22 protein-coding genes are annotated in these 24,757 nt (G+C 43.7%); 12 read left to right on the forward strand and 10 right to left on the reverse strand.

What is annotated here, in order from left to right; genetic code table 11:
• Positions 1-75 precede the first annotated feature (75 nt).
• The 5 genes from AE2B122_RS05470 to AE2B122_RS05490 all read left to right on the forward strand — a co-directional run bounded on the left by AE2B122_RS05470 (position 76) and on the right by AE2B122_RS05490 (position 7,667).
• Positions 76-2,151 (forward strand): Na+/H+ antiporter, encoded by a 2,076-nt coding sequence (locus AE2B122_RS05470; protein ID WP_175073325.1) that lies wholly within the window; start codon positions 76-78, stop codon positions 2,149-2,151.
• A 197-nt stretch (positions 2,152-2,348) separates the two neighbouring features.
• A complete protein-coding gene (locus AE2B122_RS05475) occupies positions 2,349-3,533 on the forward strand; it encodes a NupC/NupG family nucleoside CNT transporter (protein WP_175073326.1) in 1,185 nt (394 codons plus the stop codon).
• 106 nt (positions 3,534-3,639) lie between these two features.
• Positions 3,640-4,494, forward strand: coding sequence for a VOC family protein (locus AE2B122_RS05480; protein ID WP_175073327.1), 855 nt, complete (start codon positions 3,640-3,642; stop codon positions 4,492-4,494).
• 85 nt (positions 4,495-4,579) lie between these two features.
• On the forward strand, positions 4,580-5,770 hold the full coding sequence (locus AE2B122_RS05485) for a hypothetical protein (protein WP_175073328.1): 1,191 nt from the start codon (positions 4,580-4,582) through the stop codon (positions 5,768-5,770).
• Positions 5,771-5,876: 106 nt separating this feature from the next.
• Positions 5,877-7,667: a solute:sodium symporter family transporter gene (locus AE2B122_RS05490; protein WP_095268972.1), complete on the forward strand. Its 1,791-nt coding sequence runs from the start codon at positions 5,877-5,879 to the stop codon at positions 7,665-7,667.
• Between the two features lie 139 nt (positions 7,668-7,806).
• Here the strand turns inward: AE2B122_RS05490 and AE2B122_RS05495 are convergent, their stop codons facing one another.
• The 3 genes from AE2B122_RS05495 to AE2B122_RS05505 all read right to left on the reverse strand — a co-directional run bounded on the left by AE2B122_RS05495 (position 7,807) and on the right by AE2B122_RS05505 (position 12,933).
• Positions 7,807-8,799, reverse strand: a complete 993-nt coding sequence (locus tag AE2B122_RS05495) for a glycosyltransferase family 2 protein (RefSeq protein WP_254593429.1) — start codon at positions 8,797-8,799, stop codon at positions 7,807-7,809.
• A gap of 13 nt (positions 8,800-8,812) precedes the next feature.
• Positions 8,813-10,507 (reverse strand): DUF6044 family protein, encoded by a 1,695-nt coding sequence (locus AE2B122_RS05500; protein ID WP_371809500.1) that lies wholly within the window; start codon positions 10,505-10,507, stop codon positions 8,813-8,815.
• Between the two features lie 68 nt (positions 10,508-10,575).
• Positions 10,576-12,933 carry a bifunctional diguanylate cyclase/phosphodiesterase gene (locus AE2B122_RS05505; RefSeq protein WP_175073330.1) on the reverse strand — a complete coding sequence of 786 codons (2,358 nt, stop codon included), beginning with the start codon at positions 12,931-12,933 and terminating at the stop codon, positions 10,576-10,578.
• 126 nt (positions 12,934-13,059) lie between these two features.
• Between AE2B122_RS05505 and purT the strand changes: the two genes are divergently transcribed.
• The 4 genes from purT (at position 13,060) to AE2B122_RS05525 (ending at position 16,035) form a co-directional block, all read left to right on the forward strand.
• Positions 13,060-14,232 (forward strand): phosphoribosylglycinamide formyltransferase 2, encoded by a 1,173-nt coding sequence (purT, locus tag AE2B122_RS05510; protein ID WP_175073331.1) that lies wholly within the window; start codon positions 13,060-13,062, stop codon positions 14,230-14,232.
• Complete coding sequence (locus AE2B122_RS05515) at positions 14,219-14,560, forward strand: n-acetylglutamate synthase (protein ID WP_095219108.1); 342 nt, start codon at positions 14,219-14,221, stop codon at positions 14,558-14,560. Before purT ends, AE2B122_RS05515 begins: the two co-directional genes overlap by 14 nt.
• An 84-nt stretch (positions 14,561-14,644) precedes the next feature.
• Positions 14,645-15,166, forward strand: coding sequence for a hypothetical protein (locus tag AE2B122_RS05520; RefSeq protein ID WP_175073332.1), 522 nt, complete (start codon positions 14,645-14,647; stop codon positions 15,164-15,166).
• Entirely contained in the window at positions 15,151-16,035 is an 885-nt protein-coding gene (locus tag AE2B122_RS05525) for a hypothetical protein (protein WP_175073333.1), read from the forward strand. Before AE2B122_RS05520 ends, AE2B122_RS05525 begins: the two co-directional genes overlap by 16 nt.
• A 43-nt stretch (positions 16,036-16,078) precedes the next feature.
• Here AE2B122_RS05525 and AE2B122_RS05530 read toward each other — a convergent pair whose 3' ends face one another.
• Both AE2B122_RS05530 and AE2B122_RS05535 read right to left on the reverse strand, forming a co-directional pair.
• Positions 16,079-16,738: a DUF4396 domain-containing protein gene (locus AE2B122_RS05530; protein ID WP_254593430.1), complete on the reverse strand. Its 660-nt coding sequence runs from the start codon at positions 16,736-16,738 to the stop codon at positions 16,079-16,081.
• 32 nt (positions 16,739-16,770) lie between these two features.
• Entirely contained in the window at positions 16,771-17,103 is a 333-nt protein-coding gene (locus AE2B122_RS05535) for a hypothetical protein (RefSeq protein WP_095268960.1), read from the reverse strand.
• 148 nt (positions 17,104-17,251) lie between these two features.
• On the opposite strand from AE2B122_RS05535, the gene AE2B122_RS05540 reads away from it, so the two are divergent.
• On the forward strand, positions 17,252-18,577 hold the full coding sequence (locus AE2B122_RS05540) for an MFS transporter (protein ID WP_175073334.1): 1,326 nt from the start codon (positions 17,252-17,254) through the stop codon (positions 18,575-18,577).
• Here AE2B122_RS05540 and AE2B122_RS05545 read toward each other — a convergent pair.
• Positions 18,574-18,927, reverse strand: a complete 354-nt coding sequence (locus AE2B122_RS05545; protein ID WP_095268955.1) for a hypothetical protein — start codon at positions 18,925-18,927, stop codon at positions 18,574-18,576. The genes AE2B122_RS05540 and AE2B122_RS05545 overlap by 4 nt on opposite strands.
• A gap of 182 nt (positions 18,928-19,109) precedes the next feature.
• Positions 19,110-20,033 (reverse strand): methyl-accepting chemotaxis protein, encoded by a 924-nt coding sequence (locus tag AE2B122_RS19415; protein ID WP_371809507.1) that lies wholly within the window; start codon positions 20,031-20,033, stop codon positions 19,110-19,112.
• A gap of 313 nt (positions 20,034-20,346) precedes the next feature.
• On the opposite strand from AE2B122_RS19415, the gene AE2B122_RS05555 reads away from it, so the two are divergent.
• Both AE2B122_RS05555 and AE2B122_RS05560 read left to right on the forward strand, forming a co-directional pair.
• A complete protein-coding gene (locus AE2B122_RS05555) occupies positions 20,347-21,075 on the forward strand; it encodes an AzlC family ABC transporter permease (protein ID WP_175073336.1) in 729 nt (242 codons plus the stop codon).
• A complete protein-coding gene (locus AE2B122_RS05560) occupies positions 21,072-21,395 on the forward strand; it encodes an AzlD domain-containing protein (RefSeq protein WP_175073337.1) in 324 nt (107 codons plus the stop codon). The genes AE2B122_RS05555 and AE2B122_RS05560 overlap by 4 nt, the downstream gene beginning before the upstream one ends.
• A gap of 42 nt (positions 21,396-21,437) precedes the next feature.
• On the opposite strand, the gene garD is transcribed toward AE2B122_RS05560, so the two are convergent.
• The 3 genes from garD to AE2B122_RS05575 form a co-directional block, all read right to left on the reverse strand.
• Positions 21,438-22,967, reverse strand: a complete 1,530-nt coding sequence (gene garD, locus AE2B122_RS05565; protein WP_175073743.1) for a galactarate dehydratase — start codon at positions 22,965-22,967, stop codon at positions 21,438-21,440.
• Between the two features lie 123 nt (positions 22,968-23,090).
• Positions 23,091-24,449, reverse strand: coding sequence for an MFS transporter (locus tag AE2B122_RS05570; RefSeq protein ID WP_175073338.1), 1,359 nt, complete (start codon positions 24,447-24,449; stop codon positions 23,091-23,093).
• A complete protein-coding gene (locus AE2B122_RS05575) occupies positions 24,446-24,673 on the reverse strand; it encodes a hypothetical protein (protein ID WP_095219118.1) in 228 nt (75 codons plus the stop codon). The genes AE2B122_RS05570 and AE2B122_RS05575 overlap by 4 nt, the downstream gene beginning before the upstream one ends.
• Between the last annotated feature and the right edge of the window lie 84 nt (positions 24,674-24,757).

The following is a 24,757-nucleotide window of genomic DNA, read 5'->3' on the forward strand; positions in this document are numbered from 1 at the left end:
TCTTTTCTAAACGAGTGAAAAAGATGAATTGACGTAAACTAGTTTATATTATTGAAAGTAGGTTTGGCACACAGCATGAGTTTCTTTACAGCATTGTTCGTATTATTATTAGCGGTTCTCCTTTCGACTGCAGTCAGTAAAATACTGCCTCTGCCGCTTGCACTAATCCAGATTATCCTTGGTTTGGCCGCATCTATACTTCCCCTACATTTATCACTTGAATTCGAGCCTGAATTATTCATGATCTGTGTCATTGCTCCGCTCCTATTCAGTGAGGGTCAAAAAGCATCTCGAAAAGAGTTATGGCAGCTGAGAACGCCAATTATACTGTTAGCTTTTGGACTTGTATTTCTTACAGTCGGACTAGGCGGCTATTTGATCCACTGGCTTATTCCATCCATGCCTCTGGCCGTTGCATTCGCATTGGCTGCTACGATATCGCCGACGGATAATGTGGCAGTAAAGTCCATTACGCGTGGATTGAAGCTTCCATCAAATGTAATGCCTATATTAGAAGGAGAATCCTTGCTAAATGATGCAGCTGGTATCGTATCTTTCAAAGTGGCGCTTGCTGCTGCGCTGACTGGTGTCTTTTCGTTCGGGGGAGCATCAGTAGAATTTTTGTTCGTCTCAATTGGTGGCTTGGTCATCGGTGTAGTAGCTGGATATGTGATCGTCACCATCCGGCTGCAGCTGATGAAACATGGCTTCCAGGATGATTCCATGCTCATTGTCCTGCAGGTGATGACGCCATTCTTCCTATATGTACTGGCAGAAGAGGTGCATGTTTCCGGGATTCTGGCTGTGGTAGCCGCTAGTATCATTCATGGTATTGAACGAGATCGTCTGCAGCAGACGACAACCAAGCTGCAAATCCTATCCAATAATACGTGGACAATTGTAGAGTATGTATTGAATGGTCTTGTTTTCGTCCTATTAGGGTTCCTATTACCTGAAGTGTATCAGGGAATTCAGGATACGGATGAAATCGGTATGGGCAGATTGTTTGGAGTTATTATCATTGTCTTTATCGCTTTGTTCGTTATCCGTTTCCTATGGGTGTACAGCTTGTACAAACCTTTTACAACACTTCCAAAAAGCCGGATGGAGCGTTTTATGTCCAGGAACTATCCGAACAAAGCTATTGCAGAGGATACGGAAACCGTCGGGCGCGCTTATTATGCGCTCATTATGGCTACGAGCGGAATTCATGGAACAATTACACTGGCAACTGCTTTATCCATTCCTTTTTATTTAGATAATGGGTCACTGTTCCCAATGCGAAATACGGTATTATTTGTCGCAACAGGAGTAATACTGCTCAGCCTGATTTTTGCCGCTGTTGGTTTGCCGATCATGATTCCGAAGCCGGAAAAAAGAGATGATGGGCTGCTTCCCTTCAAAGAGGTGTATCGCCTTATCCTTAAGCAGACGATTAATCAGCTCCAGGCAGACGCCGTCCGGGAAACACAGCTGGCTGTAAACGTGGTAGTGCGCGACTTGGAGGAGCAGCTTGTCGACCTGGAAAAAGGTATATTGCAGGATCCGAACAAGCAGACAATTGAATCCTTGATTAAAGTCGGCAGAGAAGCAGAACATAGACGTATTGAAGATATAGGAGCAGGAAATGTCGTTTCTGAGGAAGCTTATCAATTGTACCAGGTACTTAGCACCCAGCCAGAGCAATACCTCGTCAATACTACCTTCAGCAGGTTTAAACGAGCATTCCAGATTGCGAGGATCCGACACAAATTCCGTAAGCAATGGAAAGAAAACTGGAAGCTGCATGCAGAACAGATCCTAAGCAAAAATCCGGAGGTTGGCAATGAGCTGAAACAGTTGCGAGCTGCCGGTGCTCAAGCAGCTATTGATGCGATAAGAGAGCAGACTAATTCTTCAAACCGTCATGAATCCTTGATTGTGACACAGTTATACAATAAGAAACTAGCCGGACGCTATCGTTCCTTCGAAAGCGATGAAGCATTTCAAGAGCAGCTTCATAAGTTCCGGATGCGTGCAATCCGAATGGAAAGAGATGCGATTCATGAATATATACAAGAAGAACGTATATCTGTGGCGACAGCAGCTAAACTAAGAGAAGCTGTTACTTATGATGAAATGGTCGTTTTAAGCGTAGATTCATCCCATTAATGTACAGCCTTGTCTTTCATAAGACAAGGCTGTACACATAAGGGAGTAGTTAGAATATTGTTAATAGAATTACTTTTAATTTAGTTCTACGTAATGTGTAATTAATATGGCATAATAGGACTCGTTGTGAAAAATATGTTTTACTTTGATGATTAACATCGTCGCAGTTTTGGCTATATACGCGAAAGGGGAACAACATGAGTTATATTATCGGCATCATCGGTTTATTCGTGTTTCTAGGATTAGCTTGGATTGCTAGTTCGAATAAAAAAATGATTAAGATTCGCCCGATCATTATCATGATCATCCTACAGCTTGTACTTGGATTCATTCTATTGAATACAGAAGTAGGTAACTACTTGGTCAAAGGTATTTCAGATGGGTTCAATCTATTGCTTGGCTACGCAGCTGAAGGAATTAACTTCGTCTTCGGTGGATTAGTGAATGTAGAAGAATCCGCATTCTTTATGAATGTGTTGCTGCCGATTGTATTCATCTCGGCATTGATCGGAATCCTTCAATATTGGCGGATTCTTCCTTTCATCATCAGATATATCGGTCTTGCGCTTAGCAAAGTTAATGGACTGGGAAAACTGGAATCCTATAATGCTGTTGCATCAGCGATTCTAGGTCAGTCAGAAGTATTCATTTCTTTGAAAAAACAGCTTGGCTTGCTGCCGCGTCATCGTCTGTATACGCTTTGTGCATCTGCAATGTCCACTGTTTCTATGTCTATTGTTGGATCGTATATGACAATGCTAGATCCGCGTTATGTCGTAACAGCGCTAGTATTGAATCTGTTTGGCGGATTCATCATCGCCTCTATCATCAATCCTTATGAAGTGGATCCTAAGGAAGATATGATTGAGGAGGAAAAAGGCGAGAAGCAATCCTTCTTCGAAATGCTCGGGGAATATATCATGGACGGTTTCAAAGTAGCTATTGTTGTTGCTGCAATGCTGATCGGTTTCGTTGCGCTGATTGCTATGATTAACAGTATCTTCTCAGGAATTTTCGGCATCAGCTTCCAAGACTTGCTTGGTTATGTATTTTCTCCATTCGCATTCCTTATGGGTGTGCCTTGGTCAGAAGCTGTTGATGCAGGAAGCATCATGGCTACGAAGATGGTATCCAATGAATTCGTAGCGATGCAGATTCTATCTGGCGGAGAGTTTGTTTTGAGTGAACGCGTTATCGCCATCGTATCTGTATTCCTTGTTTCCTTTGCGAACTTCTCCTCTATCGGTATTATTGCCGGAGCAGTAAAAGGTTTGAATGAAAAACAAGGAAATGTTGTAGCGAAATTCGGTTTGAAACTGCTTTATGGTGCTACACTTGTTAGCTTCCTATCTGCAACGATTGTTGGTCTATTAATGCCATAAATAAGAAGAACACCACGTAAACGTGGTGTTCTTTTTTGTTACTTGACGTAAATAGATATCTAAAATATACTTACTTACATAAAGTAAGTATAGAGGGGGAGCGTGTATGCACTACCAACAACCACCACAGACATACATTGGGCAAGTAAAATTACGTGTGGCAGATTTGGCGCAATCTGTTGCCTATTATACAAAAGTGATCGGCTTACACATTATAGAAGAAGAACAAGGAAAGGTATCGCTTGGAACTGGAAACAAAATCCTGCTTTATCTGGAGGAAGGTCAAAACCTTCAAAGAATGCCGGATCGGCATGCAGGATTGTATCATTTTGCCTTGCTTCTTCCTACCAGAGCTGATTTGGCTGATGTTGTGAAATTTTATGTGCTGAATCGAGTGCCATTTGGAGCATCAGATCATGGGGTTAGTGAAGCTATTTATCTAAATGATCCCGATGGTAATGGCATTGAGATTTATGCGGACAAACCAGACAAAGGCTGGAAATGGATCGATGGAGAAATACAGATGACAACTGATCCACTTGATGGGGATAGTTTATTAAAGGAAGCATCTGAAGAAGAATGGACTGGCCTTCCGGATGGAACTGTTATGGGTCATATTCACTTATATATGCGTCATCTAGGTGAAGCTGCTGCTTTTTATAACAATGTACTTGGCTTCCAGTCAGTCGTTTCTAGCTATCCAGGAGCTTTATTCGTATCGACGGGAAGTTATCATCACCATATTGGCCTTAATACATGGCACGGTGCCAATGCACCATCTGTTAGTCCAGAGGAAGCAGGCATGGAATGGTTCACAATTGTCTTCCCGGATGAAGAGAATCTTCAAGCAGCGATTAAAAGAGCAGAGTCAGTCGGATTACCGATAAAACTGGAAATGAACAGTTATACACTTATAGATCCGGTAGGGTCAAAAGTTAGATTAACCGCACACGGGCATTAATTAACTACACACAACAGCAGCTGCTGTTGTGTGTCTTCTTATTTCTGTGCCATAATAATGGGAACGAGATAAAAGGAGTTTACGGATGAAACAACTAATACAGAAGCTTAAGCAATTTCTTCCTGCAAAAGTGCAGGTCGCAACAGAAGGAAGTTTGCTGCGTCTTTTGACAGCAGAAGGAGAGCCATGCGGTATAGTAGATCTAGATGAAGATGAAAATCTTATTGGGTTTGACTTGCAGATGAAGCTGCCAGATGAAGAAGGCAGGGATGCTCGTGTAATTGCACAGCAGTTTGCTGCAGTTTTTTATCCGGAAGCAGCGGAAGTAATTCAGGAGGATTATGCTGTACAGATCCAGAGCACGTTAATCCGTCTGGCTGAAAAAGATGCAGTTCACCATTTACCAATTCCTGGTGCAGGATTAGCTGTAGAGGTCCATGATTCGGGTTTTGTTACGGCAGCGCAGCTATATCGAAATACATATACATTGATTGATAGCGATGAGTTGATAGATGCGGCGGAGGCAAAACAAAAACTGCTTTCCGAAACACCTGTTGCGATTGCAGTGGAAGGTGGAAGTACAGTATATAAGCTTTCAGATCAGGTTATTGGCGTGCATGCAGATGGTACAGTATTATTCACCGAACTCCCACCGGTTCTCAAAGATATAGAGGCTGCAGCCGACCATAAGGATTGGGCAAGCTTAATGGGGATGACGGAAGATTTTGTAAACTATTATAACGAAGATGGTGTGCAGCTTTGGGCAGAAAGCGCCCTTGTAGATAATCACCCTATTGATGAAATCCCTGATCAAGTTGCGGTCCGAAAGAATGCGGAAGTACTGTTTTATTCAGGAGCTACGCCATGGAATAAAGACAGGAGATATACAGAGGAGGAGCTTAAGCAGCAAGCAGTACATTTTCTTTCAGCTGTAACCGATTATCCACTCGGAGAATGGAAGCATGCAGAAGAGCAGCTAGCCCCAGATGCTGCTATTGAGGACGAGCTTGAACCAACATATATTTTTCTTTTTGCTTACACCAAATTAGGTATCCCTGTAGAAGGAATAGAGGCCAGTATACACGTTGGAATACATTCTGGTCTTATTAGAGAGTGTATAGTAGACCGCGTACCCGATGCAGTTAGATTTGAAAAACAATGGATGCCTGGAAAGAAAGCAAAGCAGCAGCTTGGGGATTTGCTGCAGCTTGAATTAGCATGGGTTTCACTCCACGAGGAAAATCGATATGAACTCGTATATGTGAGAACAGAATAAGAAAAATATTTCTTTAAAAGAGGTTTCCCGAGGCATGATAACGGTTACTTAAAAGAAGCCTGACAAATTGACAAATTACAGGCTATTTTACATAAAGGGTGATCGCATGTTCAGTATTGGAGAAATTATTTTTATCTTGGTTTCTTGTGCCTTTTTTATGGCGTTGGTCGCAGTGGTATCCTACTATATGACAAAAGGGAATGTCAGTACGGCAGATGAATATTTCCTTGCCGGCCGCGGATTGACCGGTCTGTTCATAGCTGGTTCCTTGCTGCTAACGAATCTATCTGCAGAGCAGCTGATTGGCTTGAATGGGCAGAGCTTTACCAATAATATGTCTGGCATGGCCTGGGAAGTGACAGCTGGTCTTGCTGCAATCATTATGGCAATCTTTCTGTTGCCAAAGTTCCTTGGAATTGGTATTTCCACCATACCGGAATTTCTGAGCAAACGGTATGATGAAACTGTTCGGCGATTGACCGTCATTTTGTTCTTGCTCGGGTACATGTGTGTGACGATTCCTTCCATGCTCTATTCCGGCGGTGTATCCGTCCTTCAATTATTCGATTTACCGGAACTTCTCGATATTACATATACGCAGGCGTTATGGCTGACAGTCTGGTTCGTCGGTATCATTGGTGCAGTTTATGCGATTTTTGGCGGCTTGAGGGCTGTGGCAGTATCTGATACGTTGAATGGCATCGGTTTGGTCATCATCGGTTTCCTAGTTCCGATACTCGGTTTCGTTCTGCTGGGTAATGGAAATATGGTAGATGGAATGAAGCACATCGTCCAGAATAGCCCCGAGAAGCTGAATGCTATTGGCAGCAGCACAGATAATGTTCCATTCTTCTCTATTTTTACAGGAATCCTCTTTGCCAACTTATTCTATTGGGCATTAAATCAATATGTCATTCAACGTGTTTTAGGTGCGAAAAACCTGGCAGAGGGGCAAAAAGGAGTCCTGTTTACAGGGTATTTGAAGCTGTTAGTACCGATCTTTATGCTGATACCTGGTATTATCGCGTTTCATTTATATGGTGATTCTATTCAAAATGGAGACTTAAGCTACCCGACACTTGTCAGTGATGTGCTGCCAGTATGGATGCTCGGCTTTTTCCTTGCCGTATTATTTGGGGCTGTGCTAAGCAGCTTCAACTCTATCTTAAATAGTGTCGCTACTTTGCTGGTGCTTGATATCTACCAGCCTGTATTCGAACCGGGTGCTTCTGATGAGAAATTAATTAAGGTCAGCAAGATCCTTGGCATTATCATAGCCCTTGTATCCTTCTTTGTTGCACCATTTCTCATGTACGCACCAGATGGCTTGTGGAATCTGATCCGACAGTTTACTGGATTCTTTAATATACCTATCCTTGTTATCGTATTGATGGGAATGATCTTTAAACGCGTACCAGCTTCAGCTGCTAAAGTGGTCATCATATTCCACGTTATTGCTTACTATATGATGGTGTGGGGTTTCCGGCAGATATTCGATTGGGATCCTGGTATCAACTATATCCACGTATACGGAATCTTGTTAGCTATCGAGGTCGGGTTCATGCTTATCATGGCAAAAATTAAGCCGTTGAAAGTGATCAAACCAGTCTTTTATGAGGAAAATGGGAAAGATCATCTTGTCCCTTGGAAGCACGCCATTGGTGTATCCATTACGTTAATTTTCTCGATTGTCATTTTCTATGTCATCTTCTCGCCAATTGGATTGGCTTACGAGGAAGCGGCGGTTTCGAACTGGTTCTGGCCGGTTATCGCCATACTCATTGCTGCAAACGTGGTTCTCTATATCGTATCAATTAAAATTTGGCATCAGAAGTATCATAATTATGTTGAAAAGCAAACAGAGACTGCTCGTAAAGCACGACTAAGCGGGGATTGATAAAAGCAAAAAAGCCACTCAGATGAGTGGCTTTTTTATTGCTGCTGAGCACACAGCAGCAAATAAAACAGAAATATTTTGGGGGTATCCTGTTTGTAAGATATTCTAACAGAAAACCTGCACCAATGCAAAATATTTGTTAAGTTTTCGTAAAGTGCGTGCTATCTTGCGGATTCAATTGCTTCAAGATGCTATCGATTGTATATAAGGGGCGCTTTTTTACTTCTGCAAAAATTGTACCAATATACTCACCAATAATACCAATGGCCATGAGTTGCAGACCTCCGAGCAGCCAGATAGAAATAATCAAGGAAGTCCAGCCGGCATCGGGCTCCCCGAATATTTTCTGCATAGCAGCATAACATGCAGCGAGCAGGCTAATAAGAAACAGGGCGAAGCCAACTGCTGCAATAATACGGATAGGAGCGATGCTGAAAGAAGTGATACCTTCGAATGCAAAACTGAGCATTTTTTTCAGAGGGTATTTTGTTTCTCCAGCTAGTCGCGGCTTTCGTTCATAAGTTACGATATCAGATCGAAATCCTATTTGTGGAATGATGCCCCTAAGGAATAGTTTGGATTCGTTGTAGCGACTTAGTTCTGTTAAGGCTCGGTTATTCAGCAATCGATAGTCGGCATGATTGGAAATGAGCCGGATTCCGAGCATCTCCATTGTCCGATAGAAGAGTGATGCAGTATTACGCTTGAAACCGGTATCCGATGTGCGGTCATTTCGTACGCCATACACAATTTCATAGCCTTCCAGATAGCGCAGTACAAAAGTCCGGATAACAGAGATGTCGTCCTGCAAATCTGCATCCAATGTGATGACGCAATCGGAATAATCCTTCGCATGGAGCATTCCGGCAAGAAGTGCCCGCTGATGTCCTGCATTAGCTGCGAGCTTTATTCCCGTGACGAAACGATTGGCCAAATGCTCTATTTTGATCAGCTGCCAAGTATGATCCTTGCTGCCATCATCTACGAACAAGATACTGCTTGAAGGTGAAATAAGCTGCTCCTGCATTAAGGCGGCTAGAGTCGATGTGAGCTTGGAGCAAGTATCAGTCAGGATCTCTTCTTCGTTATAACAAGGAATCACTAATGTAAGAACAGGCAAAGATGTAGTCAATGGATTCCCTCCTTTATGGTTGTACCCGGTATAGATGGACTTTCCAAGCAGAGTCGGGATGATGGAAGCTTCGTTCATAGTGCAAATCATTGTCGGCCACATTCTCGATCCAAATGGAAGATAGGATATAGGTTCCGCCCAGCTCCCGTAAAGCCTCTGCATTCAAATCAAGATTCTGGATGCTGCGGCCGGTGTCTTTCCGAAAGTCATAGTGCTTTCCAAGCTCTGCTGAAAAAATATACAGCCGGCTGCCCCATTCATCAAAGTAACGTGTCAGATTTTTACTTTTGGCCAGTTCTCCAGCAATGACTTCACGGAACTGATGTTTATAGCTTAAAGGAATAATATTGTTGTATGTATCGACAGTATAGAAACCATTGTATTGTGCAATAGCAGGATGCAAGCCGATGCTTGCCACTTTATATGTGTCTTGAGGCTTGCCGATATAATCACGGATTTCCTTGAATTGATCAACAGCATAGAAGGCTTCCACAGAAGGCGTATGCTGATAAAGACCATAAACAATTTCTTCGTTGGATAGAGCTAATATGACAAGCTGGAGACAGAGGCAAGCATACACAAAAACTCGTATGCTGCGTTTTCCAAGCTGCCATAGCAGATAACAAGCCAGCCCGAAACTAACATAAATAACGAGTGGACGAAGGAAATGGAAGCGGGCAAAATTAAAGGCTGAAAGCAGGTCGATATGCTCTTTCGGTAATCTCCAAATCTTATTGAACCAAAGGGCATACCAAAACGATAACAGCAGATTCAATCCAGTCAGGCCGAGATAAATGTTCATTGGTCTTGTACGGCCTCGGTTGAAGAGGACCACAATTAAAGCTATCACCAGCACTGGCAGAATCACGAAGGTGTGGAGGGTCATAACGTGATTATGTCCCAACGTGAAGTTCTTCCAGAACAAGCGGAGCGTTTGGGCAAAATCCTGTCTGGAGGACACGAATTCAACACGATGCATGGTTTCAGAACCAGCTATCATTGTATAGACAAGCCGGTAATCCGTTGCTAGGAAAACAGCTGTCATCCAGATGATGCTTGCCAAGAACAGCAGATTCAGTCTGCGATATCGAAGCAGGTCGACCAGCCATATAATTCCCATAAGTGCGAGGAAGAAGAAAAATCCAAGAACAAAACTAGCGTATAACGGTAATAAAGTAATAGCAGTCCAATGCTTCCAATTCGCTTTTTGGGATCGGATAGATAGGAAAGCCCAAAGTGCTAAAGGATGTCCCATGGTGCTAAGCATGCCAGACGGCCAGAATGGTGTCAGAGCAAATGCAAGTGAAACGAGAGCAGCAATCCAATGTGCCTTCATATTCCGGATGATATGAGTACGAAGGAGTAAATACATCCCAAGAAACGCAATCAGCCGGGTAAGCAGCTGGCTGATTGCGTAAGCAGTCATTGTCGGAAACCAAGCATGCAGCCAAACGATAAGTGTCCATTCTGTGCCGAGTGCATCCCGAGGCAGTCCGCCAATAATTTGAGGGATGACCGCATGGACACCGCCAAACATCTGCCCGCTTGCAGCAAGTACTTTATACCAAGCAAGATTGGAGTCAAGATTGTCATGGACTCGGATATGGGCGTGATCTCCCAGCAGGAATAGGGGAGAGACGAAGATAAGTATCGCTGCCACGCATAGCAGGATGGCTTTTCTGTCTGCATAGTTCCGCAATATTCCCACATCCTCCCAAAGTAATGCTGTTAGTATGCGGCAGCAGATAAAGATCTATACAAAAAATACCCGGAATGCTAGGCATCCACGGGTATATGCATTATATAAGCTGACTCGAAATCAGGTTGAGGCAGCGGCTTGGAAAATAGATAACCTTGTACCTCTGTGCAACCAAGCTCTTGAAGTGCTTGCAGCTGAGCTTCCGTTTCGACGCCCTCAGCTATAGTATGAAGCTTTAGGTTTTCAGCCAGAGACTGGATGGTGGCGACAATGGATTGATTATACTCGATATGTTGAATGAACGTTTGATCAATTTTTAAGATATCGACTTCGAGTTTATCCAGATAGTTCAAGGAACTATACCCGGTTCCGAAATCGTCGATACTAATTTTAACCCCTGTTTTACGCAATTTCTGGAGGATGGAATTTATTTTGGTTTCATTCTGCATGACAACACGTTCTGTGATTTCCAGTTCCAGCAAGCTGCCATCCAGATTGTAATGATTCAGTCGATCTCGGAAGAAACTTGAGAAATCATCCTGCAGGAACGTAATAACAGATACGTTGATGGAGATGCAAGGAATAGTGCATTCGTCGGTTTCTTCCAGCCATTTCGCTAAGCAAGCCATTATCCGCTCAATGACACTGCGCTCGATAGCGACTATCAGACCGCTTTCCTCGGCAATCGGAATGAATATATTCGGAGGAATGAAGCCGCGTTCGGGATGGTTCCAGCGCAGCAACACTTCTGCTCCGGTTATTGTACGTTTGAAGCTGTGGAATTTTGGCTGAAAGTACAAATCAAAAGCCTGTGTTTCGATCGCTTCCTGCAGCTCATGTTCAATCTCGAACCGAAGCACCTGTTTTTCTGCCATCTCCGGCTGAAAGACAGTGTAATTATTTCCACCGTTTTCTTTCGTCTGATACATCGCAATATCAGCGTACTTATAGAGATTATCCATATCTTCCGCATGCTCCGGGAAGGAAGCAATGCCGATACTGGCTTGCAAAACGTGCTCGTAATCTTGAAGCCGCATTGGCTGTCGGAACTGCTCGACAATGTATTGAGCGAGTCGAGTTGCGGACTCTCCGGGTACGATGAGTAGGAATTCATCTCCTCCAACCCGGTTGACGGTGCCTTTACCATCCAAGATTCTTTCCAGACGAGCTGCTGTTTCCACTAGGACCTTATCGCCAAAGGAATGTCCAAAAATATCATTAATTCGTTTGAACAAATCATAATCAATTAACAGAATACTGAAGGAGGTTCCTTTGCCTGCGTATTCCTGCATCTGCTTCTGCATCAGGCGGCGATTCGGCAGTTTGGTCAAATCGTCATGATAGGCAAGAAATTCAACTTGTTTGGCTGTCTCTATCGTCTGCGATATGTCCTTGATGACGAGAAAGTAACCAACAATATGATGTTTCACAATCGTAGGGATGCCAGTAACATGAACATCTATTTGTACACCTGATCGGCTAATTATTTTAGTGTCCCATTGATGTGATCCGCCATTCTTAAGGATATTAAGGTGATTCCGGAATATCTCTTTATTAAGGAACAGAGCTGCTGCATCCATTCTTTTGATAGCATCCCCGTTATAGCCGGTCAAAAATTCACTTTCTTTATTAGCATGCAGAATCGAACCATACTTCTCAACTGCCAATACAGCATTAGGATTGTCATTGAACAGAGATTGATAGAGCTGCTGTGTCGTCACTAGTGCCCTGTTCCTATAAAGCAACGGAATGACAGTCAAGACTGTATTAGAAGTTAAAACGATAACAGTAGGAAGCATGAAATGAAGGTTATAAGACATTGCTGATTGATAAGAAGTGAAAGCTGCAAAGATGCAATAACCTAAACCGACAATAGCAATTCCAGACATCAGACTTCCGAATAATAACAATAGCTTGCTCCACTTCATTTGTTCTCCATTCGTATACATATTAAGAAAACGGAATAAGGTGAATATAGTCGATTGTGTCAACATCATTGAAGTAAGTACTTCTATAAAGTGGACATCGAGCAAATTCGGATATAAGGAAATCGGTGTTAACATATGTAATAAGTAAATTAAGGCGGCTAAAAGAAGGCTGATAAGCAAATCATGTCTGGTGTTTCCTATCGGACTGCGTACGACACGCAGAATAAGAGCGCCGCTTACGGAACTTAAGAGAAAATTGACAATGAAGAAAAGCCATGTCGCTTGAGGAGCAGGGCCCGCATCAATCGATAGGGTAAACGAATATGTAGCCAGAATGGCACTTAAGCCAGTTCCTAGTGATACTAAAATCACTTTCCATGTACTGACGGCAGTCCGCATCATATTCTGGCTCACATATAATACAAGCCTGGTGAGTACGCTTATGAGCAATACGCTAGTGATAGTGTAGAGAAGATGGATACCCGGTATATCAATGAACGGAAGCAACGTTTTTCCTCCTGCGACAAAAGTAAGGATTACCTGAATTGGACAGGCATGGTAACATAAGTTTATCAGATAAAGTCGAATCATGGCGCAAAACTTTTTACTAATTGCAACTCAGGAGGCGATAGTATGTATCAAACGAAAAAACTGCTGCTGCTCGGTTCTGGAGAACTGGGAAAAGAGGTTGTAATCGAAGCGCAGAGGCTTGGCGTAGAGACAATTGCAGTGGACCGGTACGATGGGGCTCCGGCAATGTCTGTTGCCGATCGCAGCTATGTTATTGATATGCTGGATCGTGAAAAGCTCAGACAGATAGTAGAATGGGAAAAACCAGATTTTATTGTTCCGGAGATTGAGGCAATCGCTACAGATGAATTAGTTGAACTAGAGAGGGAAGGCTATCATGTCGTACCGACTGCGAAAGCTGCACAGCTAACAATGGATCGGGAAGGAATCCGCAGATTTGCTTCTGAAACATTGGATATTCCGACAGCTGGCTATCGTTTTGCAGATACATACGAGGAATTTCAGGAAGCGGTGGAGAAAATCGGTTTTCCTTGTGTCATCAAGCCTTTGATGAGTTCATCTGGTAAAGGACAAAGTGTCTGCCGGAAACCGGAGGATATCGAGCGAAGCTGGCAAATTGCCATGGAAGGCGGAAGAGTGCAGAAACCGCGAGTCATTGTAGAAGAATTCATTCACTTTGATGCGGAAGTCACACTGCTGACAGTCCGTGCAGTAAACGGTACCTTCTTCTGCGAGCCGATTGGGCATGAGCAGGAAAATGGCGACTATACCGCTTCATGGCAGCCTCATCAGCTGACAGATTCGCAGCTTGAAGAAGCACAGGAGATAGCAGAGCGTATTACAACCGGATTAGGCGGCTATGGCTTATTCGGGGTAGAGCTCTTCCTTGCAGGGGAGCAAGTATACTTCAGTGAAGTGTCACCACGCCCGCATGACACGGGAATGGTGACGATGGTGACACAGCAGTTGTCCCAATTTGCCTTGCACGTGCGAGCAATATTAGGCTTGCCGATTACAGAAATCAAGCTGGTGCAGCCTGGTGCAACCAGTCCGTTAAAAGCGGGCACAGCTTTGGAATCCTATCATATATCGGGTTTAAGAGAAGCACTGCAAGAGCCCCAAACGCAGATTCGTGTCTTTCGCAAGCCATCGACAACAGTAGGCCGCAGAGTTGCTGTAGCTTTATCCGTTGCTGAAACTGTGGAAGAAGCAAGGGAACGCGCAGAACAGGCAAGAAAACGGCTTAAAGTGGAGGGACAGGATGAATTATCATAACCTGACTTTTCGCGCCGTCACAAATACAGACAATGGTGAAACCTCAAGTGAAACCATCTTTCATTACAAGCAGGATGGACAGATTCTTACCGCAGCATATAGCGGCGGTTCGATTCTGGAAGGAAGGCTGATTGGTTTGGTGGAAACAGATGGAAAGCTTCGTTTTCGTTATCATCATATTAATGATAAGTGCGAGCTGCGGAGCGGACAGTGTGTTTCTGTGCCGGAAATATTGGCAGACGGCCGAATACGGCTGCATGAACAGTGGCAATGGATGTACGATGATGATTCCGCTGGGGAGTCCATTGTAGAACAGGTTAAGGAGTAGAGCGCGGTTTGGATTTCCTGAATTTTGAAACTAAGCTGTTGATAATTCGTACTAATAGCAACAAAGGAGAGGAGTTAGGTTCGAATGAAAAACACCTCCATTTTCCTGCTTTTGGTTTCGCTTATCGTATTGGCAGCATGCAGTCCGAATAGTGCTCCAGATGAAGAATCTGCTCCAGAAGAAGCGACTATAGAAGCAGATGAAACAATGGATATAAGTACGATACAGGAAGTCAGCACGGAAGGATCGCTGTCGGTGCTTAAAGAACAGCAGGGTGGAAAAGAGACTTCTGATATTCCGATAGAAACTGACACAGCTAAAAGCGATGGAAATGTAAAAGACGAGGACATTATAGATGCAGCAATTCCATCCTTGAAGGAAGCAATCGAGTCTGATGATAACCCTGAAACACTGCATAAGGCTCTGATAGCTGTTTTAGGGAGTCCATATTATGGGCAAACGATTCAGGACGCGGAGAATATGAAACCAGCTTTCGAGGATCCATACCTGCCGCATCCGGAGCTGAAGAAGATGCTGATGCATCATCTGAAGCTGAGAACGCCATTATCTTGCTGGATGCCAGCTCCAGCATGCTTTTGGATGTAGATGGCGAGCAGAAGATGAAAGTGGCTAAAGATGCCGTCAAGAGCTTCGCTAAAACACTGGGAAGCTCAAGTGAAATATCTTTGATCGTTTATGGTCATAAAGGGTCTGAATCGGATACAGATATGGATGAATCTTGTTCAGGTATTGAAGAGGTCTATACCTCTGAAGCATATGATAATCAGAAATTCAGTAAAGCAACAGACCAAATCGAGGCAAAAGGCTGGACGCCGCTTGCAGGAGCAATTGAAGCAGCAGCAGACAAAAGCAGTTCGATGGATGGTGCAACCGCAATTTATATTGTCAGCGATGGGAAAGAGACATGCGACGGTGATCCAATCAAGGCAGCCGAGCAAGCTGCATCGGATGAATCGGGCATTGTTAACGTTATTGGATTTGATGTCGATGAGGAATCAGAAAATCAACTAGCTGATGTAGCAGAAGCAGGCAGAGGAAAATATTACGCTGCAGATAGTGCAGCAGATCTTCAGACTACCATTGAATATGAATGGCTGCCATCAAATTTGGACTTGGCATGGGCGCCTGTCAATATACCCCCGAATGGGTGGGAAGTAGGCGATGAATACGATCGCCAGCGGCAAGTGCTTGCTAAGATAAAGAATATAATGGGTAATGAAGAGGTGCGATACGAAGCTGCGCTTACAAATCTTGCAGAAGATGAGGTTATCACAGAGGAAGTGAAAGTTGCTGTATCCCAGCTTATCCAGGAACGCTTTGATATGGCAAAAGAAGAGTTAAGCGACCTGGAACAAGAAAAGATTGACCAGGTAAATGAAAAGCAAGAAGAAATCCGTGTAGAAGTGATGGCATGGGTGGAAGAAATGAAGAAACTGAAAGAGAATGCTTCATGATAAAAGACACGGAAACAACAGGTATGTTGTTTCCGTGTCTTTTTCACATCGCGTGTTTCATGCCTTTTTTCACCATAATCCAATTGACAGGGTAGCTAGTAGCAAATCCGATTATCATGGCAATTTGCATCATGAACCAAAATAGTACACTATTCGGATGCAACCCTTCAAAGAATACGGAATGCGCCAATAGCATGAATCCGAACATGCCTATTTCAAACGCAATAAGCGAAAGTGCATCTGTCTTGATTGCATCAGCTATATGACTGTCTTTTGCTTTGTTCATTCCCATACCGTAGTACTGGAATACAATCCCAAATAAGAAGGCCAGGATGAATTCAACGGCAAAGTCAGCATACAAGGTACTTCCTGCGATTGTCAGACCAGCCCAGAAAACTATCGGAGCACCGATTATATCGCCAAGCGCACACCCGCTGCTGCAGTGGGTAGTCGAGACGAAAACCTGCTGCCAGAAAGGTTTGTCGGCATGTTGCATCTGATCGTGTTTTTTATTTACCTTCATACTGTCTTTCCTGCCGATCTTATAATAAGCCCAAAGGCCAATTATAGGGAAGTAGAGACCGATCATTGGCCAAACGATATACATAATCTTCATCATCTGGCGACGGCTGCGAAAATCGAAAACTATCATGATAGCTTGGAGAATACCAATCAAGACCCCAATTGTTGCGATAAGCTGCAAACTGAATCACCCCTAAAATGTTCTTAGAAGCTTTACCCTTTCTTCCTTAAGTGAAAACGAAATGAGATCATCCATATCCACCAGCATAAAAGTAAGATCCAGCAAGCAGTCATGATGAGCGTGGAGCCATCACCTCTTGATAGACTGATAAAAAAGAACTGAATTTCCGTTGTTCCGCCTGATCGCATGAGGGCGTTGTAGAAGCTTGTGATAAATAATACGGGCACCAGAAGGATGGTCAGGAGTGAGAATAAGCGGCCATGTTTATGGATAACTAGTGAAATGATGCTTGCGACCAGAGTTGCCAAGAGAAATACAAAGTAAAGGATAAAGAATATAGCTGGAGAATTAGCGAAAGTATCCATCTCATTACCTCCTTTGGCATACCTAAAATCGATAGCAATGCTTTACGAGCAAGAAATTTTTGACAAAAAATGCGCACTGTAATTTTTTTGTAAATAAGCATGCATGTCAGCAAGCATAAGGTATAGTGGAAGAAAAAGGAGGTTTCCTATGGAAAGCAAACACGAAAGGCAGACACCCGACCAAGGTAGGGGATTCGGATTTTTGCTGTCCTTGCCTATTTTGTCGTGGGCTTTATATGACTTTGCCAATACTATTTTTTCTTCCAATATCACAACTGTCTTCTTCCCATTCTATGTTACTGATACAATCGGCAATACAGCAGAATTGGAACAGCTTGGGAATACCCTGATTGCTTATGCAAATGCACTGGCGAGTTTTTTTCTAGTTATCTTCTCACCGTTGTTTGGCGTCTGGATCGACCAGACTGGCTATAAACAGCGCTATATTATCCGATTTGCTGGCGTCTCCATTCTATGTACAGTTTTAATGGGCGTATTTGCGGGATGGAATTTGGACGCAACCCTATGGGGACTTCCAGCGCCGTTTGTAGCTACAGTTCTTGTATTTGTACTGGCGAAGTTCTTCTATAATAGCAGTCTTATATTTTATGATGCGAAAATCAGTGATTTGGTACCGCGCAACCGGCTGTCGACATTGTCGGGATTCGGTGTAGCAGTGGGGTATATGGGGACGCTAGTCGGCTTGCTTGTCTACTTTTTGCTGGATGACGGCTATGAATACGTCTTCTTGGCTACAGCAGGTCTCTATCTCATATTTACGCTCCCGCTGCTGTTTTTCCTGAAAGACAAGCAGTCAGTGCAGAAGCGGCCACGTATGAGTCTGTTGATCGGATATAAAGAAATCATCGCAACATTCAAGGAAATCCGCAAGCATCAATCCATCTTTCGGTTCATGGTAGCTTATTTCTTTGTTAATGATGCAATAGCGACAACCATTGCTGTAATGAGTGTTTATGCTGTCACGGTTGTTGGGTTCAGTTCCGGACAGTTCATCATTCTGTATTTAGTTTCAACGGTTACAGCAATCATAGGTTCATTTTGCTTTGGCCAGATAGCTAATCGGGTAGGGGCGCATCGATCATTTTCATTTGTGGCATTAATTATGGTGATAGCTTTAACGGTCGGCGTGTTGGCAACAGCGCAATGGATGTTTTGGATAGCGGGCAGTCTTTTCGGGATCGCTTTAGGATCTATTTGGGTTACATCGAGGATTTTAATTGTGGATCTATCTCCAGTTGAAAAAAGAGGGCAGTTCTTCGGCCTGTTTGCATTCTCTGGAAAGGTGTCCTCCATTATTGGGCCGATGATTTATGGAAGTATTACACTTGTTTTAAGAGGTTATGGAGATTTGGCAAGCAGAATTGCTTTGACCTCGCTCATCGTACTCACACTGATAGGTTTGATTGTCCATGTGGCAAAAAAGAAGACTCCGGACAGGATGGCAGTGCGTTAACGCGGCTGCCATTCCTCCAATGAATCTACGAAGGTGCCGGAGAAATGCACGCTTCTTGCGATATTGAAAAGCTGTACTTTCGCTAAAATGGAAATTGGATTGACGATGACAATGTTACGGAAACCGAGTTCATCATATAATTCAAAAGCATCAGCAATTCTATAAACCAGATCCTGCTTTATAACATTCAAATGAATAAGGTCTACAATCAGATCATATTCGGTGGCTTGGATAGACCCGAATGTTTCATAAAGTACCTCCATGAATTCTGTGGATTCATCATTCTTAAAGAACCCTTCTGCTGTTATATGAAGTACTTTCTCTTTGTCATCAATCTCGAATTTGTACATACTGAATTACTCCCCAAACTTCATTCCTTAACGGGACTTAAGCGTACTAGCTTTACCGGTTTATGTCAATTAACCATTTCTCCTCAATATACCAGGTCAGTATAATTTAGGAATCAAGTACTTGTGAATATTATACTAGACTTTTTTCCTATAGATAAAAAATCCCGCAATAATGCGGTTCCTTAAATAAGGAGACTTAGTTCATTTGCTTGTTTATCCAGATTCTGGGCCGCTTGTTCCAAGGTATAAAGTTCTTCTATAACCTCTTGCACGCGGGTTTTCCCATCCATACTCCGCTGTTGAGCCTGATGCGAAACGGCTTCAATCCGTTTAATATGCTCAGTCATCTTCCCGATATTCTCTTGAGCCTGCTTTGTTGCTTCTGCTGCTTGTGATGCAAGCTTCCGGACTTCATCCGCAACAACATTGAAACCTCTGCCATGTTCGCCAGCATGGGCTGCTTGAATGGCGGCATTCAACGCTAATAGATTCGTCTGGTTTGCAATGTCTCTAATGGTTTGGACAAGCGATTGAATGGAGCCTGTTTGTTTAATTAAGGCTTTAGTTGCATCAATATTGGCGGTCGTCGCAGCAACGATGGACTGTATTGAATCGGCGGCTCCATTATTTTTTTCGATTCCGGAACTCGTTCGGTCACGTAAGTCATTTGCCATCTGCTGCAGGTCGGATGTAATTGTTTTTGTGCCAATTTCCCTTGCAGTAATATCAGTTGCAATTTTCAGGACGGCTCCCACACTTCCGTCACCGCCGCAGACAGGCATGTAGGTAGCTTCCAGCCAGATTACATCACCATTTCTGGCAATTCGCATGATCTTATCCTGGAAAGATTGACCGCTGCGCAGTCGGCTCCAGAACTGATTATAATCTGCGCTATGAGCAAAATCTGGTGTGCAGAATTGCCGGTGATGCATACCAGGCAGCTCTGCCTTGTGATAGCCAATGGTTGCAGCAAAATTTTCATTAGCCCATAATACCTCGCCAAATGGTGTGAACTCTATCATGGCTAAGGACTTCTCTGCTGCGCTTAAGACAGCATTGTTATCCAGGACTTGTGTCGTTGATGGTGGATTATTTATTATTGGAATCTACTCCTATTCTTTTCGAAACTAAGTATTTATACCCAGATTTAAGCGGTGAAAAACTTTTTATACTTATATATATATCCTTTTTTAAAAAGTTAATAATTGCAGGTACTTTACTTTATTATCTATAGCTCATATAGAACTGCTATGGGAATATGTAATCTTGACTAGTCTTATCTTATTCTATCCAGAGAAAAAAACATACGAATAGAACTCCTGGCTGAAGTCTTTTAAGTTATTTCTGTGATTCCCATTACGTGCCTGCTTTTGGTATACTGTCTACCAATACTAGAGAAGATTGATAGGTGGGAGCAGAATGGCCGATGTGCATGCATCGATTGGAGCAGAGGAAAACAATGAGATGAATTTTAGGCAGGGAGTGAGGGATTGTATCCCTACACTGCTTGGGTATATCAGCATTGGGATTGCTGCTGGAGTAATCGGTATTGCAGCAGGACTTAGTGCGCTGGAGGTAGTGTTACTGGCAGTGCTTGTATATGCTGGATCAGCTCAATTTATATTTGCTGCATTAGTACTTGAGGGAAGCCCGGCTGCTGCAATTATTTTAACGATTTTCATCGTGAATTTACGTCATTTTCTTATGAGTGCGACGCTGGCTCCGCATTTTACACAGTATTCTGTTTGGCGGAACATTGGATTTGGCATACTGCTGACAGATGAGACATTCGGTGTTGCCTCGGTAAAGACACAGCAGAAACAAGGGATGAGAGCAAGCTGGATGAACGGGTTAAATGTGACGGCTTATATTTGCTGGATTATTTCTTGTGCTGTCGGTGCAATATTCGGGAACTGGATAGCAGATCCGGAGACGTTTGGTCTGGATTTTGCTCTGACCAGTATGTTTATTGCGCTGCTTGTGCTGCAGCTGGATGCAGTTGAATCGACGAAAATAAAGCACTATATTCGACTAATACTATGTATTGTCATTCTGATGATAGGTTTCTCCTTCTTTGTAAGTTCCCATATGGCTGTACTTCTGGCGACCATTCTCGGTGCAACGATTGGAGTGGTAACTGAAAAATGAACGTTTCTTTATCCATGCTGCTGCTGATTGCTGCTTGCGCGGCAGTGACGATAGTGCCGCGCGTCCTGCCTTTTCTCATTATCAGAAACCTGAAATTGCCGGTGCTTGCCATGAGGTGGCTGTCCTATATACCTATATGTATACTGACTGCACTAGTTGTCTCGAATGTACTAGGAGAAAAGGGACCGCTTTCTTTCGACTGGGAGGTTATCGCAATTATGATTCCTACCATTCTTTTCGCATTATGGACGAAGAGCCTATTGTTAACGGTAGTAATAGGTGTAGTGCTTATGGCTGCTCTACGATTTTTCATAGGATAACAAAAAAATCCCGACGCTCTATGCATCGGGATTTTTCCTTTTTCATGTAACAGGGGCTGGATTGAACAGAGCTAGATCGTTATGGGTGCCCCAATGATCTGCCCAAGTCTGTTTCCTGCCGCTTGCTACATCCAGTATAAAGTGGAATATTTCCCAGCCTACTTCTTCCAATGTTGCTTCCCCGGTAGCGATCGTACCAGCATTTATATCTATTAAATCCTTCCATTGCTGGTGCAGGGCAGTTCGAGTCGATATCTTCACGACAGGTGCCATTGCCAGACTGTATGGCGTGCCGCGGCCTGTTGTAAAGAGCTGCAGGTGTATGCCGGAAGCAAGCTGAAGTGTACCGCAGACAAAATCGCTGGCAGGAGTGGCGGCAAATAGTAAGCCCTTCGTTTCAGCACGTTCTCCTGGTGCGAGGACATTTGCAATTGTGCTTTGTCCAGACTTGGCGACAGATCCCAACGCCTTTTCTACAACATTGGATAAGCCGCCTTTTTTGTTCCCAGGCGACGGATTGGCGCTCCGATCGGCCTGGCCGGAAGCTAGATAGCGGTCATACCAATCCATTTCCCGCACTAGCTTTTCGGCGACTTCCTCACTGGCAGCCCGAGGTGTGAGTAAATGGATTGCATCCCGCACTTCTGTCACTTCGGAAAACATTACGGTTGCACCAGCACGGACTAGTAGATCCGATGCATAACCTACGGCAGGGTTCGCGGTGACGCCGGAAAACGCATCACTTCCGCCGCATTGTGTGCCAATAACCAATTCAGAGACAGGACAGGTTTCTCGTTTTCGCTTATTCAACGTGACCAGCTTTGCCTCGGCCTTTTCTATAATTTTGTCAACCATTACATGAAAGCCATGCTGATCTTGCAGCATAATGATATCTTCATCGTTTCCGCTTGGGTTTACTCGTGATGGAATGAGTTTCTCGCAGCCAAGACCGATAACTAGTGTCTCTCCGCCAAAGTTCGGATGGCGTGCCAGGTTTTGAACAGTACGGATCGGGATGATTGCTTCCGGTGCCTGAATAGCAACCCCACAGCCGTAAGCGTGGTGAAGACCGATAATATCATCGACATTTGGATAGTTAGGCAGGATATCCTCTTTCAGTCGTTTCACTGCATGATCCATTACCCCGACGACACATTGGACACTAGTTATAATGCCGAGTATGTTTTTGGTGCCGACTGATCCATCGGGATTACGGTAGCCTTCGAATGTATAACCTTCTAATGAAGGAAGGGGGGCAGCGGGATCAGGAGAAAGAGAGAGTTCATCCAGCGGCGGTGGCGTCGGCAGGAGCAAGTGGCGTTCCTGTACCCAGCTTCCGGTGGGAATATCTGTTGTAGCATGCCCAATCACTTCGCCGTAGCGGATAACCGGTTCGCCTGTATGGATAGGTTGCAAGGAAAGCTTGTGACCCTGTGGAATGTGCTCCTGCGCAACAATGTTATCTGCAAGAGAAGTACCAGCAGCAAGACCACCATCAGCAACAGCGATAGCAACATTATCTTGTTCATGTACCTTAACAAAATAAGGGTTAGTCGTTGATTTCAATTGTATTCCTCCTTATTGTAAGCGATTTCAATTAGAAGCAATAAAAAAGATGGAACTATTTGTTATTTTGTTTAATTGTATGACCATTAGAGGTGACTGTCAATAGAAGATGGAAAAAGCAGCAGAAAATCATACCGCTGCTTTTTCCATCTGTTTTGAATAGATAGCTGTAACTAAGAAAGCCAGGCCGGTGATGACAAGGACTATCATTAGGATCCGGAAACCGGGCAGAGATAAGTCAGAACCGAAAACTATCGCTAAGACAACCGAAGAAAGAATTGAACCGAGATATCTGCATGTTTGGAAAAGACCTGAGCTTGTCCCGATAATAGGTTCAGGGGAAGCATGCAACATTGCTGCTTGCAAGGTGACATTTCCAATTCCGTAGCTGATACCAAGAAAAATGAGGACAGCACCGATGTTTCCAAGAGTAAGATGCTGGGATATAAGAGCTAATGCTGCAGTTCCGCCAATCATGAGCACAGCCCCGACAATTGTAGGAATACTTGTACCGGAACGGTCGATCCAGCGTCCCATCAGGAATGACACAAAAGTACTTGCACCAGAAAGGAAAATCATCATCAGTCCGCTCGTCTTCAGGCTGTAATGCAAGACATCCTGGAAGAAGCTCGGCAGTCCGAAGAAGAGACTATAGTTAAAGATATTCAATAGTATGAACTGGATGTAGACGAGTGTCAGTTGTTTGTTGCTCCGCAATAAACGTACATCTATAAAAGGGTATCCGGCACGCAATTCACGCACAATAAATGCTGCTAGAAATATAATCCCTATCCCCAAGGGTATTAAATGGATACCGTGCTCAAAAGATAGTAGAAAATATAAAGAAAAGCTCATACCGATTGCAAAAAGGATAATTCCAATGCTATCGAGTTGTTTCCAGAATTCACGGAAAGTATAGTGCGTAGTTTCTGGATCCTTAGGGACGGCAAACCAAGTCAGCAGAAAACTAAGCAGAATAAATGGAGCATTGACCGTAAAGATTGACTGCCAGCCAGCAAAGTCGATCAGAAATCCGCCGGCAGTCGGCCCGAACGCTGACATAGAGGATGTGAAGATGGATAATATGGCAAGTGCTGACGCTTGTTTTTCATGGATATGTGTACGCACAAGTGCCATACCGGCTGGATAAATGGAACTGCTGCCGACTGCCTGAAAAAGCCGCATGCCTAATAAGATTAGGAATGTACCTGCAAATGGAGCACCAACAGCAGACACAGCAACAAGCAGCAGACCGATCAAAAGCATCTTACGCCGACCAATCAGATCCCCGACTTTGCCGGCAATTGGCACAACAATCGCGCTGGCTAAATAATAGGTAGAAATAAGCCAGGAAACTGTTGCAAAGCTGAGCGAAAATTCATGCTGGATAGCATGAAGAGCCAATGAAATCATCGAGGAATTCAGCGGATTGAGCATTGTCCCTGTAGCGATAGCTGTCAGGAAAAAGCCGCGTTGCTTTTTGTTCATTCCACCGTACCGAGAAAGAGATCTGTAGTCCGCATCTGGGCAATGTAAGGGGGAATTATTTTACTGACTTCTGTAAAGGCTTCTCTCGAGATTCGGGTTATAGCATCGGTATTAAGAAAATGATTATTCTCTAATAGCTTGTCCATGCTAGGTAAAATGGCGATCCGTTTTTGTGAGTCAATTAGTTCTAATGCTGTTTTACTGAAGTTAATTATATTGGACATTCCTGTTACCTCCAACTTTCGCTCTGCTGTTAATTTGACCATCCTTCTGTTTCTTTACACATGTTAGCTTTCATGTACTTTCTT

Source organism: Terribacillus sp. AE2B 122 (assembly GCF_902497585.1).
Classification (GTDB): Bacteria; Bacillota; Bacilli; order Bacillales; family Amphibacillaceae; genus Terribacillus; species Terribacillus saccharophilus_A.